Source organism: Hymenobacter jejuensis, assembly GCF_006337165.1.
Taxonomy (GTDB): Bacteria; Bacteroidota; Bacteroidia; order Cytophagales; family Hymenobacteraceae; genus Hymenobacter; species Hymenobacter jejuensis.
The window spans coordinates 2,198,431-2,210,905 of record NZ_CP040896.1 but is presented as its reverse complement, the minus strand read 5'-3'; the positions used below and the strand labels follow the sequence as shown (position 1 = coordinate 2,210,905).

General features: G+C 51.2%; 14 protein-coding genes. 7 read left to right on the top strand and 7 right to left on the bottom strand.

From position 1 onward, the window contains the following. Positions 1-29: 29 nt before the first annotated feature. The gene (locus FHG12_RS09065) at positions 30-800 is read left to right on the top strand and encodes a cyclase family protein (protein ID WP_139515431.1); all 771 of its coding nucleotides are present in this window, start codon (positions 30-32) and stop codon (positions 798-800) included. 93 nt (positions 801-893) lie between these two features. On the opposite strand, the gene rpmA is transcribed toward FHG12_RS09065, so the two are convergent. Both rpmA and rplU read right to left on the bottom strand, forming a co-directional pair. After that, a complete protein-coding gene (rpmA, locus tag FHG12_RS09060) occupies positions 894-1,190 on the bottom strand; it encodes a 50S ribosomal protein L27 (protein WP_139515430.1) in 297 nt (98 codons plus the stop codon). A gap of 77 nt (positions 1,191-1,267) precedes the next feature. Continuing rightward, positions 1,268-1,573, bottom strand: a complete 306-nt coding sequence (rplU, locus tag FHG12_RS09055) for a 50S ribosomal protein L21 (RefSeq protein WP_139515429.1) — start codon at positions 1,571-1,573, stop codon at positions 1,268-1,270. 483 nt (positions 1,574-2,056) lie between these two features. On the opposite strand from rplU, the gene FHG12_RS09050 reads away from it, so the two are divergent. From FHG12_RS09050 to FHG12_RS09035, 4 genes are all read left to right on the top strand, one after another. Then, complete coding sequence (locus FHG12_RS09050; protein ID WP_139515428.1) at positions 2,057-3,016, top strand: ribonucleoside-diphosphate reductase small subunit; 960 nt, start codon at positions 2,057-2,059, stop codon at positions 3,014-3,016. Positions 3,017-3,491: 475 nt separating this feature from the next. Next, positions 3,492-5,870 (top strand): ribonucleoside-diphosphate reductase subunit alpha, encoded by a 2,379-nt coding sequence (locus FHG12_RS09045; protein WP_139515427.1) that lies wholly within the window; start codon positions 3,492-3,494, stop codon positions 5,868-5,870. A gap of 218 nt (positions 5,871-6,088) precedes the next feature. Then, a complete protein-coding gene (locus tag FHG12_RS09040; RefSeq protein ID WP_139515426.1) occupies positions 6,089-7,909 on the top strand; it encodes a hypothetical protein in 1,821 nt (606 codons plus the stop codon). Between the two features lie 269 nt (positions 7,910-8,178). Further along, complete coding sequence (locus FHG12_RS09035; protein ID WP_139515425.1) at positions 8,179-8,778, top strand: hypothetical protein; 600 nt, start codon at positions 8,179-8,181, stop codon at positions 8,776-8,778. A gap of 84 nt (positions 8,779-8,862) precedes the next feature. Here the strand turns inward: FHG12_RS09035 and FHG12_RS09030 are convergent, their stop codons facing one another. Further along, positions 8,863-9,144, bottom strand: a complete 282-nt coding sequence (locus FHG12_RS09030; protein ID WP_139515424.1) for a hypothetical protein — start codon at positions 9,142-9,144, stop codon at positions 8,863-8,865. Between the two features lie 248 nt (positions 9,145-9,392). On the opposite strand from FHG12_RS09030, the gene FHG12_RS09025 reads away from it, so the two are divergent. Next, entirely contained in the window at positions 9,393-10,052 is a 660-nt protein-coding gene (locus FHG12_RS09025; RefSeq protein WP_230471337.1) for a RibD family protein, read from the top strand. A gap of 57 nt (positions 10,053-10,109) precedes the next feature. Here the strand turns inward: FHG12_RS09025 and FHG12_RS09020 are convergent, their stop codons facing one another. Continuing rightward, the gene (locus FHG12_RS09020; protein ID WP_139515422.1) at positions 10,110-10,547 is read right to left on the bottom strand and encodes an STAS/SEC14 domain-containing protein; all 438 of its coding nucleotides are present in this window, start codon (positions 10,545-10,547) and stop codon (positions 10,110-10,112) included. Positions 10,548-10,621: 74 nt separating this feature from the next. Continuing rightward, positions 10,622-11,023, bottom strand: a complete 402-nt coding sequence (locus FHG12_RS09015; RefSeq protein WP_139515421.1) for a nuclear transport factor 2 family protein — start codon at positions 11,021-11,023, stop codon at positions 10,622-10,624. A gap of 266 nt (positions 11,024-11,289) precedes the next feature. Between FHG12_RS09015 and FHG12_RS09010 the strand changes: the two genes are divergently transcribed. Continuing rightward, positions 11,290-11,847 carry a glycosyl-4,4'-diaponeurosporenoate acyltransferase CrtO family protein gene (locus FHG12_RS09010; protein ID WP_139515420.1) on the top strand — a complete coding sequence of 186 codons (558 nt, stop codon included), beginning with the start codon at positions 11,290-11,292 and terminating at the stop codon, positions 11,845-11,847. A 34-nt stretch (positions 11,848-11,881) separates the two neighbouring features. Here the strand turns inward: FHG12_RS09010 and FHG12_RS09005 are convergent, their stop codons facing one another. After that, a complete protein-coding gene (locus FHG12_RS09005; protein WP_139515419.1) occupies positions 11,882-12,295 on the bottom strand; it encodes a hypothetical protein in 414 nt (137 codons plus the stop codon). Positions 12,296-12,336: 41 nt separating this feature from the next. Next, complete coding sequence (locus FHG12_RS21270) at positions 12,337-12,468, bottom strand: hypothetical protein (protein ID WP_262711454.1); 132 nt, start codon at positions 12,466-12,468, stop codon at positions 12,337-12,339. Between the last annotated feature and the right edge of the window lie 7 nt (positions 12,469-12,475).

Genomic DNA, 12,475 nt, shown 5'->3' with positions numbered 1-12,475 from the left:
TTTGGTCCAGTTTGCTTATCCGACTCAGCATGCTCGCAACTTACCCGTACCACGGCCACACATTCTCTTTCGACCCAGCCGCGCCGCTGGACATTTCGCTGCCACTGGGCCCCGGCAAAAACCAGGTGAACTGCTTCTGGGCAGAGCCCGTGGAGTTTGACGTAATCAGGGTCGGCAACTTCGTGGGCAGCGTAGCCGAGGGGGGCAGCACCAACTACAAGCGAGTGCATGTCACCCCCCACGGCAACGGCACCCACACCGAATGCTACGGCCATATTTCCCCGGATCCCGAAGCTACCCTCAACCGATGTCTGCGTCGCTTTTTGTTTGTGGCTAAGCTCATCTCCGTCGAGCCTCGTCAACAGACTAACAGGGATCAAGTAGTGATGCTAGCGGATATGGAGCGGGAGCTAAGGCCACTTTGGCCCGACTCCGGGGTGCTGCCGGAAGCTATTGTTCTGCGCACTTTGCCCAACCACAAAGCCAAGCGGACCCGCCAATACTCAGGTACTAATCCGACGTACCTGGAGCCTGAACTAGCTAAGTATTTGGCGGACAATCACATAGAACATTTGCTGCTTGACCTTCCCAGCGTTGATAGAGAGGAAGATGCCGGTGCTTTGTTGGCTCATCACGCCTTTTGGCAGTACCCCGAGCACATACGCCAGACGGCTACCATCACCGAACTGATCTTCGTACCCGATGAGATCGAGGACGGAATATACTTGCTCAACCTCCAGGTAACTAGTCTGGAACTCGATGCTAGTCCGAGCAAGCCGGTGTTGTATAAGCTGGTCTGAAACATATACCCCTGCTCATAATGCAACAAGGGACAGCCCTTGCGAGCTGTCCCTCTATACTTGCGCAACGGCCCGTGAGAGCCGAAACTTAACTTACTCGGCGGTAGCCGGAGCGCTTACTTCGCTGGCTTCTACGCCCACCGGAACAACCGATACAAACGAACGGTCTTTACGGCCTTTACGGAATTGCACGGTGCCGTCGATCATTGCGAACAGGGTGTGGTCTTTGCCAATACCTACGTTCTGACCGGGGTGGTGCTTGGTGCCGCGCTGACGCACGATGATGTTGCCAGCGATGATGCCTTGACCACCGAAGATTTTCACGCCCAGACGCTTAGAATGCGACTCGCGGCCGTTGTTGGAAGAGCCTACGCCTTTCTTGTGTGCCATGTTATTTAGAAATTTTGGAGCTTAAATGTCAAGGGTCGAATGTGGGAGCCTCGCTCCCGTTCAACGCCTAAACACTTCTATCCAATGCTGTTGATCATTACTTTGGTAAACTGCTGACGGTGGCCGTTGAGCTTCTTGTAGCCCTTCCGACGCTTCTTCTTGAACACCAATACCTTGTCACCTTTTACGTGAGCCAGGATGGTGCCGGTTACCTTCACGTCCAACGCCGGCGAGCCGATGTTAATCGTGCCGTTGTCGTCGGTCAGCAATGCGTTGCCCAGTTCTACTGAGTCGCCGACATTGCCAGCCAGTTTGTGAGCGTAGACGAATTTATTGGCTTCGACCTTGGTCTGCTTGCCAGCTATGTTGACGATTGCGTACATCGGGCTTCTCGCGGTTTCTGAAAAATGGAAGGCAAAAGTACGAGTACCATTCGACAAAACCAAACCTAACTTACTAATCATCATCTAGTCGGGTGGTAAATGTGTGGGTTACCGATGACTTCGAGACCAGCTGTATTTTACTCTAAAGCACGTGCACAGAGCACGCGAATAGCAATTTTTGTGGATAACTACAATTGTCCACAGCAACAATGTGGATAACCTTGCGAAAAACGGGCTTTTTACAAGAATTTATTGCATTATCGAAGACGGCTGTTGCTGCCTTTGGATAGGGGTCATACGCAAAAATTAACACACAAAAAATGATTTTCGACCCTGCTGTTCCCGGAGGTCGGGGTTATATTTGGTGCACCTACCCGCTGAAATCTGCTGTCGGATAGCCCAAACATTCGGTGCTACTCTAGGGTTGGGAAACCACACTTTCGTGTGTTCAGTTTGTAGTCAGTCCTTCAAATTTGCCCTGCTATGGAACCTCTGCTTGTCGAGAACCCCAATCGCTTTGTCCTTTTCCCCATCCAGAACAACGATGTCTGGCAGATGTACAAGAAGGCGGAAGCTTCCTTCTGGACTGCCGAGGAAATCGACCTGTCGCAAGACCAGAAAGACTGGGAAAACCTCAACGACAACGAGAAGCACTTCATTTCGCACGTGCTGGCCTTCTTCGCGGCCTCCGATGGCATCGTGAACGAAAACCTGGCCGTCAACTTTATGCAGGAAGTGCAGATGCCCGAGGCTCGGTGCTTCTATGGTTTCCAGATCATGATGGAGAACATCCACTCGGAAACGTACTCCCTGCTGATCGACACCTACATCAAAAACCCGCAGGAAAAAGATCGGCTCTTCAACGCCCTGGAAACGGTACCGTGCGTGAAGAAGAAAGGTGAGTGGGCTTTGAAGTGGATTAACTCCGAAGACTTCGCCGAGCGCATTATTGCTTTTGCGGCTGTGGAAGGCATCTTCTTCTCGGGTTCGTTCTGCTCGATCTTCTGGCTGAAGAAGCGCGGCTTGATGCCCGGCCTGACTTTCTCTAATGAGCTGATCTCTAGAGATGAAGGCTTGCATTGCGACTTCGCTTGCCTGCTCTACAGCTACCTCCAAAATAAGCTCACCGAGGAGCGCGTGCACAGCATCATCCGCGACGCGGTGACCATCGAACAGGAATTTGTGACCGACGCCTTGCCCGTAAATCTGATCGGGATGAACGCCAAGTCGATGTCGGAGTACATCGAGTTTGTGGCCGACCGCTTGCTGGTGTCGCTGGGCTACAACAAGATCTACAACGCCTCCAACCCTTTCGACTTCATGGAGATGATCTCGCTGCAAGGCAAAACCAACTTCTTCGAGAAGCGCGTGGCTGAGTACCAGAAAGCAGGCGTCATGAGTGAGCGCACCGAAAATGCATTCTCACTCGACGAGGATTTTTAATTTATTGGCAATCAATATTTTATATAAAAATCCCGGAATATATTCCGGGATTTTTGTTTTCTTAGGCTTACGATTTGCAACCGGTTTCCCGCACCAACTAAGGCAGGAAAGCAGCCCCTAACTGCACTGCCCCTCCGCTCCCGATTTTAGCTAACCTGTGTAGCAAGTAAAGCAGCCTACAACTGCCTTCGACGCTTCTTGAATACCAATTTTTGGCCATCGGCGCAACCTTATTTCGGTCGCGAAAATTACAGGATCCCTATACCCCGCTACCATATAAAAGCGGCTCATACACTGCGCTTTTGCAGGATGTGGAAAACTTCCTGCCTTATCTTTTGTCGTACCCGACAGATAGGAATATCTTCCGGTATCAATGAGTGGCTTCGCTAGCAACTCACCCAAATCCCTGCTAATACCATCGGCTCCGTGTGTGGGGCAGGTGAACCCATATCATAACTACACAACCGCAACGCTTATGTTGGTAATTAAACGCGACGGCCGGCGCGAATCCGTGAAATTTGATAAAGTCACGGCGCGCATCGAAAAGCTCTGTTACGGGCTCAACATGATTTACGTCTCGCCCATTGAGGTGGCCAAGAAGGTCATCGACGGGATTTACGACGGCGTGACGACCATTGAGCTCGACAACCTGGCGGCCGAAACCGCCGCGTCGCTCACCACTAAGCACCCCGACTACGCCATCCTGGCGGCGCGGATTGCGGTGAGCAACCTGCACAAGGTGACTTCCAAGTCGTTCTCCTCGACGATGAAGCGGTTGTATACCTACGAGGACCCGAAGACAGGCGAAAACGCGTCGCTCCTTGCCAAGGACGTATGGGAAGTGATTCATAATCACGCCAATACGCTGGACTCGGCCATCATCTACGACCGCGACTACTCCTACGACTACTTTGGCTTCAAGACGCTGGAGCGCTCGTACTTGCTGCGCTTGGATGGCAAAGTGGTGGAGCGGCCCCAGCACATGATCATGCGCGTGGCGGTGGGCATTCATAAGCACGACATCGAGGCGGCCATCGAGACTTACAACCTGATGTCGGAGCGGTGGTTTACGCACGCAACGCCTACCCTCTTCAACGCGGGCTCGCCGAAGCCGCAGCTTTCCTCGTGCTTCCTGCTCACGATGAAGGACGACTCCATTACGGGCATCTACGACACGCTCCGCAGCTGCGCCCAGATTTCGCAGTCGGCCGGCGGTATTGGTTTGAGCATTCACAACGTGCGCGCTACGGGCTCTTACATCAAGGGCACCAACGGCACCTCCAACGGCATCATCCCGATGCTGAAGGTATTCAACGACACGGCTCGCTACGTAGACCAGGGCGGCGGCAAGCGCAAAGGTGCCTTCGCGATTTACATCGAGCCCTGGCACGCCGATATCTTCGACTTCTTGGATCTGAAGAAAAACCACGGCAAAGAAGAGAACCGCGCCCGCGACTTGTTCTACGCCCTCTGGACGCCCGACTTGTTTATGAAGCGCGTGGAAGCCAACGGCGACTGGACACTGATGTGCCCCAACGAATGCCCCGGCCTAGGCGAAACCTGGGGCGAGGAGTTTGAGCGCCTCTACATGAAGTACGAGCGCGAAGGTCGCGGCCGCAAAACCATCAAGGCGCAGGAGCTGTGGTTTGCCATTCTGGAAAGCCAGACCGAGACCGGCACGCCCTACATGCTGTTCAAAGACGCCGCCAACCGCAAGAGCAACCAGCAAAACCTCGGTACCATCAAGTCGTCGAACTTGTGCACCGAGATCATGGAATACACTGACCGTGATGAAGTTGCGGTGTGCAACTTGGCTTCACTGGCGCTGCCGCGCTTCGTGAAGGAAGGACCGAACGGCCTCATCTTCGACCACCAGAAGCTGTACGAGGTGACCTACCACGCCACCTTGAACTTGAACAAGGTGATCGACATCAACTACTACCCGGTGCCCGAAGCCGAGAAGTCGAACCGCCGCCACCGCCCCATCGGGCTGGGCGTGCAAGGTTTGGCCGACACGTTCATTGCGCTGCGCATGCCATTTGAGAGCGACGAAGCCACGGGCCTGAACAAGGACATCTTCGAGACCATCTATTTCGCGGCCATGACGGCCTCTAAGGACCTCGCCATCAAGGACGGCGCCTACGAGACCTTCCCCGGCTCGCCGCTCAGCAAGGGCCAGTTCCAGTTCGATTTGTGGGGCGTAACGCCAGAGTCGGGCCGCTGGGATTGGGAAACGCTGCGCGCAGAAGTAGTAGAGCACGGTGTGCGCAACTCGCTGCTGGTAGCTCCTATGCCGACCGCCAGCACCGCCCAGATCTTGGGTAACAACGAGTCGTTTGAGCCTTACACCTCCAACATCTACGTGCGGCGCGTGCTGAGCGGCGAGTTTATGGTGGTGAACAAGCACCTGCTCAAAGACCTAGTGAAGCTGGGCCTGTGGAACGAGCAGATGAAAAACGAAATCATCGCCGCCAACGGCTCGGTGCAGGGCATTGCGGCTATCCCGCAGCATATCAAGGACTTGTATAAGACGGTGTGGGAGATCTCGCAGCGCCGCATCATCGACATGTCGGCCGACCGGGGCGCGTACATCTGCCAGAGCCAGAGCCTGAACCTGCACGTGCTGAACGTGAACTTCGGCAAGCTCACCAGCATGCACTTCCACTCGTGGAAAAAGGGCCTGAAAACCGGCATGTACTACCTGCGCACCAAAGCCGCCGCCGATGCCATCAAGTTCACGGTGCAGAAGCAAGCCGCCGAGACGCTGGAGCCGCTGAATGTAGCGGCGCAGAATCAGTCCGATATGGCGTGTTCGCTGGATAACCCGGACGCTTGCGAGGCTTGCGGTTCGTAAACAAAAAGGGAGCTGCTTCATAAGCAGCTCCCTTTTTGTTTTTAATAAAAAAAGAGTGTGAAGTTTCCTTCACACTCTTTTATAAGTTGGGAATGGTTACAGATGCCGTGTGACACATGTCAACAAACCGGCACAGCTCATCCCCAGCGGACTTTCAGATGTTCGAAGCTCTTTCGGCTCCGTGATAGTAAACGCAAAAGTACACGCGAAGATTCGATATGCAAATAAATTTCAACAAAAACTTTGTCCTTGAACGATTATTTATTGAATTTTTCCAAGAACTATGTAGCAATGCAACGCTTGATAGCTATCGAGCTAAATCGGCGAGTCCTAAGTCTATTCTTGCAGAGCTATATCAAGTTTTACAAGATTGGAAGGACAAGAAAATTAAGACAGCAGATACAGTTATTGAACTAAAAAACGAAGTATTAGAACTACTAGAAACTGATGATTATATAGTGTATGGAAAGACATCAAAAAAGTTTATCATTTCGCTTTTGAATAAATTAAATGACTTAAATAAATCAGCAAAGTCTAATGATAACACTAAACCAGTAGAAATAGATAAATTAATAATTAACGATTTAATTCAAAAAATAGAATATAACTTGTATTATTTATTAATAATAAATGAACACTATCACATAAATTTAATCAATAAAATTCAAGAAATAATTACCTCAACATATGAGGACGAGAATGAGTTTGTAAAAACACAGTATGTATTACATAAAACCTGCAGTTATCTAATATCAGACCTGATCAACAATGGATTTTCCAGGGCATTTATAAGACAATATTTTGACTCGAATTTTTGGAAGACAAATCCAAGTAATTTCACTAAGAGATTTCATGAATTCAAGACGACTTTTTCTTATGAGACTAAAATAACTTTTGCAGTTGTTTTTAAGTTATCATCAAATACAGGCATTGCTTTAAAAGAAAATATTAAAAATATTTATACAGAATCGAGCGAAATAATCACAAAATACAATATAGATAATGAAAGAGCATTAGGCTTTCTACAAGTTAATGAGAGAGAGAAACTCATTCTTATAGAAACTTTGGCCCTTGATAGATATCAAGCTATATCGAATGCACGAAAAGACGTTGAAATTATTTTAGACGTCTTTCATTTGATTAAATATTCTGAAAGCCAAACAATTAGCAGCACAGTTCTTGTATTAAATACTAAAAATACTAAAGACGTTTACACAAACAAGTTGCAATCAAGAAATGATTCATCTCAAAGTGAACCAGAAAATTACATTGAATTAATAAACAAACTTGTTGCAATAAAAGACAACCCCTGTGTTATTGACGAAGTTTCAGACAAACTTTATTCATGTATAAAACATCTACGTTTAGCTAATGAATCTAATAGCCCTGAACAAAAGTTTCTCAATTGCTGGATAGGTCTTGAAAACATATTTGCTAACTATAACATAGATTCAAGTACTTTCAGGAGAATAAAGACAAATTTAGTAAATGCTCATTTGGTAAGTTATACAAAAAGAAATTTACACAGTTTTCACAAAATGCTTACCAAAAGCCCAATTAGAAAACAAATATCCCACTATAACGAAACTGATTTATGCTATTTAAAATCCAAAGAAACATACGATCAGATAATAGGCTTAGAAGATAAATTCCCATTAATTGCATTCCGTGGAAGATATTTAAAGAGCATGATTTTTAATGATGTAGGCCAAAAGAAAAAATATATTAATAAGCATAAAAAAAATTTAGAAAGACATCTAACAAGAATGTACAGAATAAGGAATGAGATTGTACATGATGCAAGGACTTCATATAATATAGACAACATATACATTAACCTAAGGTATTACTTAACATTTGTCTTAAGCAAGTGTGTTGATTTTTTCTCAGACTGCAAACCAAAACCTTTGCTTAAAAACATGATAAGCATGGATGATTTTTTCTCTTACCAAGATTCTATTTTAGAAACTTTGGCTTTAGAGGATTACTCCATAGAGAAAAGCATGAACGTGCCTCACTCAGTAGACTTATTCATATAGTCACTTATTGAACAAGTTTTAGTTTAACCCTCGGTTGAAACCATTGCGAAAGTTTAAAAGCTTTGAAGGCTGTAGGCCATCTACACCGCATTTAAGTATGAAGGAGGCTTTCACGGTTTGTGGAAGCCTTCTTTATTTAAAACGGCTGTTAACTTCGCGGCGCCCTTTTGCCTCTGCCATGCCAGTGAACATTTCCGTGCCACGTTAGGCAGCTTCCCACCCACTTGGCACAATTATCTATATAGATTTTTTACACTATTCTATCCGTTATGAGGCAGAACACTACTCTCTCGCTATTACTGGGCCTGACGCTGGCCTTTACCGCTGGCTGTAATAAAGATGACCAGGAAACGCCCGAGCCACTGCCGGAGCCCGCCGTTACCTATAGCCGCTCCATTGTGTATCAGGACAACGGCCAGCACCGGGATACTACCTTTCAGGCGCCGCAACTAAAGGGGTTTGTCACGCAGACTGCTGAGCGCTTAGCCGTAGGGGTAGAGCCGACCACCAACACCGAGGGCATCGGCTTCGAGCTGGACCGCACGAAACTTTCTGCCACGCTCACCGGCACCTACACCCTCAAAACCCTCCGCGACCGTACCCTTGATGCGGACGTGAGCTACTACTACGACCTGCCCGAAAGCCTGGGCGGCGGCACCGTCATCTACCCCAGCAGCATGCAGCACGTAACGGGCAGCTTCACCATCAGTAGCTACGATGCCAAGCGGCAGCTGCTGAGCGGCACCTACACCGCCACCCTAACCGGCGCCAGTGACCCCCACGTGGCCTACAGCACCTTCCCCAAGCGCCGCTGCGACATTACGGTTACGGGCACCTTCACCAATGTACCTGTGAGGCCGGTACAATAGCCGGCCCGCTAGGCCACTCGCAACCACACAAAAAAGGCTTCCACAACCCGTGGAAGCCTTTTTTGTGCTTGAAACAGCTGCTACTTAGTGGCGCCCTTTTCCTTTACCGTGGCCATGTCCATGTCCGGAGGGAGCATAGTACACGGGGCGGGCCGGCAAGAGCATCACCGGGCCAGCGGGGCGGTAGTACCCATGCTTAGGCGCCTTGTATTTGTATTTCTTCACGGGATGGGCTTCGCGCACTACCACGTACTGTGGAGCGGGCCGGCCAATGTTGATGGTGACCTGAGCGTGCGCCGAGGTGGGGCTCAGCGCTAAAGCAGCCACCGTGAGGCTAGCCGCCGCGAGAAAAGATTTAAGCATCATATGGGAGAGTTGGGAAGAAAATGCAAGCATCAAAACCAGCGAACCTATTTCAGTGCAATGACAGAGGCAAATATGGCGCCAAAATAGAGGAAATATCCTAGTTGCAGAAGCTGCTGTGGCTCTGCCCTTCCGTTCTTCCTAAAATCTGGGGCCGAGCTACGCCCTACAGTCGTATAGGTACTCGGTGCGGATATCGCGCTGCTAACCTCACCCGATCTCTTCCTATGAAACCCCGAGTAATCTGCCATATGATGAGCTCCCTAGACGGGCGCATCATCACCAAACGCTGGGGCGACGCGCCCAACACCAAGGAATACGAAACCACGGCCGCAACCTTCAAAGCCGAAGCCTGGATGTGCGGGCGCGTGACCATGGAAAAGGACTTCACCAAAGGCCTAGAGCCTGACCTAAAGCCCGTCGGCACGCCCCTCGACCGCGCCGATTTCGTGGCCGAGCACCACGCCGAGTCATTTGCCGTGGCCGTAGATGCCCACGGCAAGCTGGGCTGGGAGTCGGCCTTTATTGATGAGGACCACATCATTGCCGTGCTTACCGAGCAAGTGAGCGACGAGTACCTGGCTTACTTGCGGGAGAAAGGCGTGTCTTACTTGTTCGGCGGAGCTGCAGCGCTGGATTTTGCCTTGGTGCTAGACAAGCTGGGCGACTTATTCCCCATTCGGACGCTGCTGCTGGAAGGCGGCGGCCACCTGAATGGCTCCCTGCTCCGGGCCGGATTAGTCGAAGAACTGAGCCTGCTGCATTACCCCGTAGTAGATGGCGCCGCAACTTCCCCTACCCTTTTCGAGCAAGGCTCGTCGCCAGGACCCGCTCAGCCGTTTGCGCTACTCAGCGTCGAGCAGCGCTCTGAGGGGATTCTGTGGCTGCGCTACGAAGCGAAAGCCCGCTAAGAAGCCAGAAGGACATCCCTTCATATCTATTTGACTGTCAAATGGATACAAAAACACTTATTCGCCTCGCGGAGAAGCGGGCTGTTGGAGAAGCCACTCCGTTGCTTCGGCTTCGGTTTCGAAGGAGCGATACACCAGCGCCCGGTTCTGGATTTGCGTCGTGACGAAGGCCGTGGCGAGGCGCGTCATAACGTCGGCGGACACGACCACGGCCCCGGCGCGGTAACCGCCTTCCTGCACTGCCCGCGGCAGCCATTCCTGCGCGATCCAGGTTTGTTCTTCGCTTGAGAAAGGCAGCATTACCCTCTGATCAATCAGAATGCGGCTCCAGCCGCGCTGGAGCAAGGCCCGGAGCATATGCGTGAACAGCGCCCGCGTGTCGGCGAGTTGGCGCGGCCGCTCCGACCACGTGGCGCGCAAAAACCCCGCAGGATGCTCCAATAGCTGCCCCGCAGAGTTTTCAAAATAAAGGGTAAGCGCTGTTGTTTGCTTCATGCAGCACCTAAATGCTGTTTCTATTCGGCCCTATTTAGGAGGAAGGCACTGCAACGCCACCCTCTGCTGCGTTGCTATACTTGGTTGTAGCAGGGGTAGCGACGCTGCCGGTAAATCTTGCCGTCCTTGAACTCAAAAACCAGGCACAGCTCCGACGACATGACCTGCCCCCGAACCCACCCGTGAATGTCGGTGGTGACGGTGCCTTGCCAACGCCCCTCCACGATAATCGTACCGTCGGCGACGACGTGTGTGCTGTGCACAATGAATTCGGGATCGCGCAACAGCTCCCGCCCGGCCCGGAGGTTGTCGAGGATGTCGTCAAACGAGCGGTGCTGAATGGTTTTGTGAATCAGATTAGGGTATTCGATCTGCTCGACCTCCGGATGCAGCACCTCCCGATAGGCAGTGGGGTCACTGTTAAAGGCTTCAACAAGACGGTAATAGGTATTCAGAACGTCGAGGTGTTTGTCCATAGCTGCAAGAGGGTAATCAGGTCGGTTCAGACTCGCAAGATACAGCAAGAGGCTGCGGATTTGCTACTGCTGCTGTTCGGAAATGCGGCCCTATAACCGTGAAAGCAATTATTCTGTTTAGAATTGACTTTGCAATTACTATATATACTTACAACTATCTTATAATCAGACACATACAAGTAAATTTACTCACTAAGCATCACACAAGCCCCTGGCTTTTTGTACTTTAAACGAGAGGGCTATCGCAGTCCTCCCTTTCCCTGTCCATGCCCTCGACCGGAAACCGACCCGCTGCTCCCTCCTCGGCTTTGCTGGCCTGGTACAATGCCGTGCCCAACGTCTTCTGGTCAGCACTGAGCCTGACGCCTCTCAGCATCTTCTGCTACCAACACATCGAGCGCCGGTGGCTGTACGGGCTATTGTTCGTCAGCTTGCTGTTATATGCGCTTCCGGCTTCACGGTTCAAGCATTTGCAAATCAGCCGTAACCCCTTAATTTACCGCAAGTTAGGAGTAGTGGCTATCAACCGCTTTACCCAGCACGGCGGCTTGGTCAACTGGCTGATTCGGCGCACATACCCGCAGTACCGGCGCCTGCGGGCACGCTCAGCGGTGGCCGCGCTGGTGCGCACGACCTACCACCAGGAGCGGTTTCACTTGGTGCTGTTTGTGTTTTTCTTGCTGACCAGCTTTTATGCCGTCGCGCAGGGCTATTGGCGGTGGGCGCTGTTGCTGACCCTCCTGAATGTAGGCTACAACCTGTACCCGATGTGGCTGCAGCAGTACATCCGGGTGCGCCTAGAACCGAAAGCGCCCGCCTCCTGACGCCTTGTTTGGGCTGCCGTAAGCGCCTACAAGATCAACCGACCGGTACGGTAACGCTGCTCAGCCACGTGTAGGCCGAAGCCACATCGCCAAAAATGGCCACCAGCGGCTTCTGCTCGACGGAGCGAGCCATGCGGTCGATGTTGCTGCGGCTGGCCAGCAACGGGCTTTGCACCCACGCCACATACTCGATGCCGGCGCGACCCACCTGCGGCAAATACTCCTTGGAAACCCATTCGACCAGCTCCCAGCTGGTATGCGTAATGTGGGTGTTGTCGTTGAGCACTTTGCGCACACCGGTTTGCTCAATGACGGCCAATATCCGCGAACCCACAGCCTGCACCTGCGCCAAATCCTGACGGCCTTTCCAATCCAAATACAGCCACGCAGTGTCTTCGTCGTAATGCGCCTCAAGGACCGCGGAGGTAAACAATAGCTTAAGTAGCATTAGCTGGAGCCAGTAACTGGCATAGTATCAGGCAAATATATTCACATCGGATCAAACACTGCCGGCGACGAGCCGTCGGCACATCGGCGCCGCTGGCCTTCTCCGTTCACCAGAAACGAAATCAAAACCGGATCGGGCACAGAAAACAGCTCTTTGTACAGAGCACTTTCCAAGCCCGAC

Bases quoted from the DNA above. Each gene is read 5' to 3' on its own strand.
- rpmA (WP_139515430.1), bottom strand. From the start codon at position 1,190: ATGGCACACAAGAAAGGCGTAGGCTCTTCCAACAACGGCCGCGAGTCG.
- FHG12_RS09020 (WP_139515422.1), bottom strand. From the start codon at position 10,547: ATGAAGCAAACAACAGCGCTTACCCTTTATTTTGAAAACTCTGCGGGG.
- FHG12_RS09015 (WP_139515421.1), bottom strand. From the start codon at position 11,023: ATGGACAAACACCTCGACGTTCTGAATACCTATTACCGTCTTGTTGAA.
- rplU (WP_139515429.1), bottom strand. From the start codon at position 1,573: ATGTACGCAATCGTCAACATAGCTGGCAAGCAGACCAAGGTCGAAGCC.
- FHG12_RS09030 (WP_139515424.1), bottom strand. From the start codon at position 9,144: ATGATGCTTAAATCTTTTCTCGCGGCGGCTAGCCTCACGGTGGCTGCT.
- FHG12_RS09005 (WP_139515419.1), bottom strand. From the start codon at position 12,295: ATGCTACTTAAGCTATTGTTTACCTCCGCGGTCCTTGAGGCGCATTAC.
- FHG12_RS09065 (WP_139515431.1), top strand. From the start codon at position 30: ATGCTCGCAACTTACCCGTACCACGGCCACACATTCTCTTTCGACCCA.
- FHG12_RS09010 (WP_139515420.1), top strand. From the start codon at position 11,290: ATGCCCTCGACCGGAAACCGACCCGCTGCTCCCTCCTCGGCTTTGCTG.
- FHG12_RS09040 (WP_139515426.1), top strand. From the start codon at position 6,089: ATGCAAATAAATTTCAACAAAAACTTTGTCCTTGAACGATTATTTATT.
- FHG12_RS09025 (WP_230471337.1), top strand. From the start codon at position 9,393: ATGATGAGCTCCCTAGACGGGCGCATCATCACCAAACGCTGGGGCGAC.
- FHG12_RS09050 (WP_139515428.1), top strand. From the start codon at position 2,057: ATGGAACCTCTGCTTGTCGAGAACCCCAATCGCTTTGTCCTTTTCCCC.
- FHG12_RS09035 (WP_139515425.1), top strand. From the start codon at position 8,179: ATGAGGCAGAACACTACTCTCTCGCTATTACTGGGCCTGACGCTGGCC.
- FHG12_RS09045 (WP_139515427.1), top strand. From the start codon at position 3,492: ATGTTGGTAATTAAACGCGACGGCCGGCGCGAATCCGTGAAATTTGAT.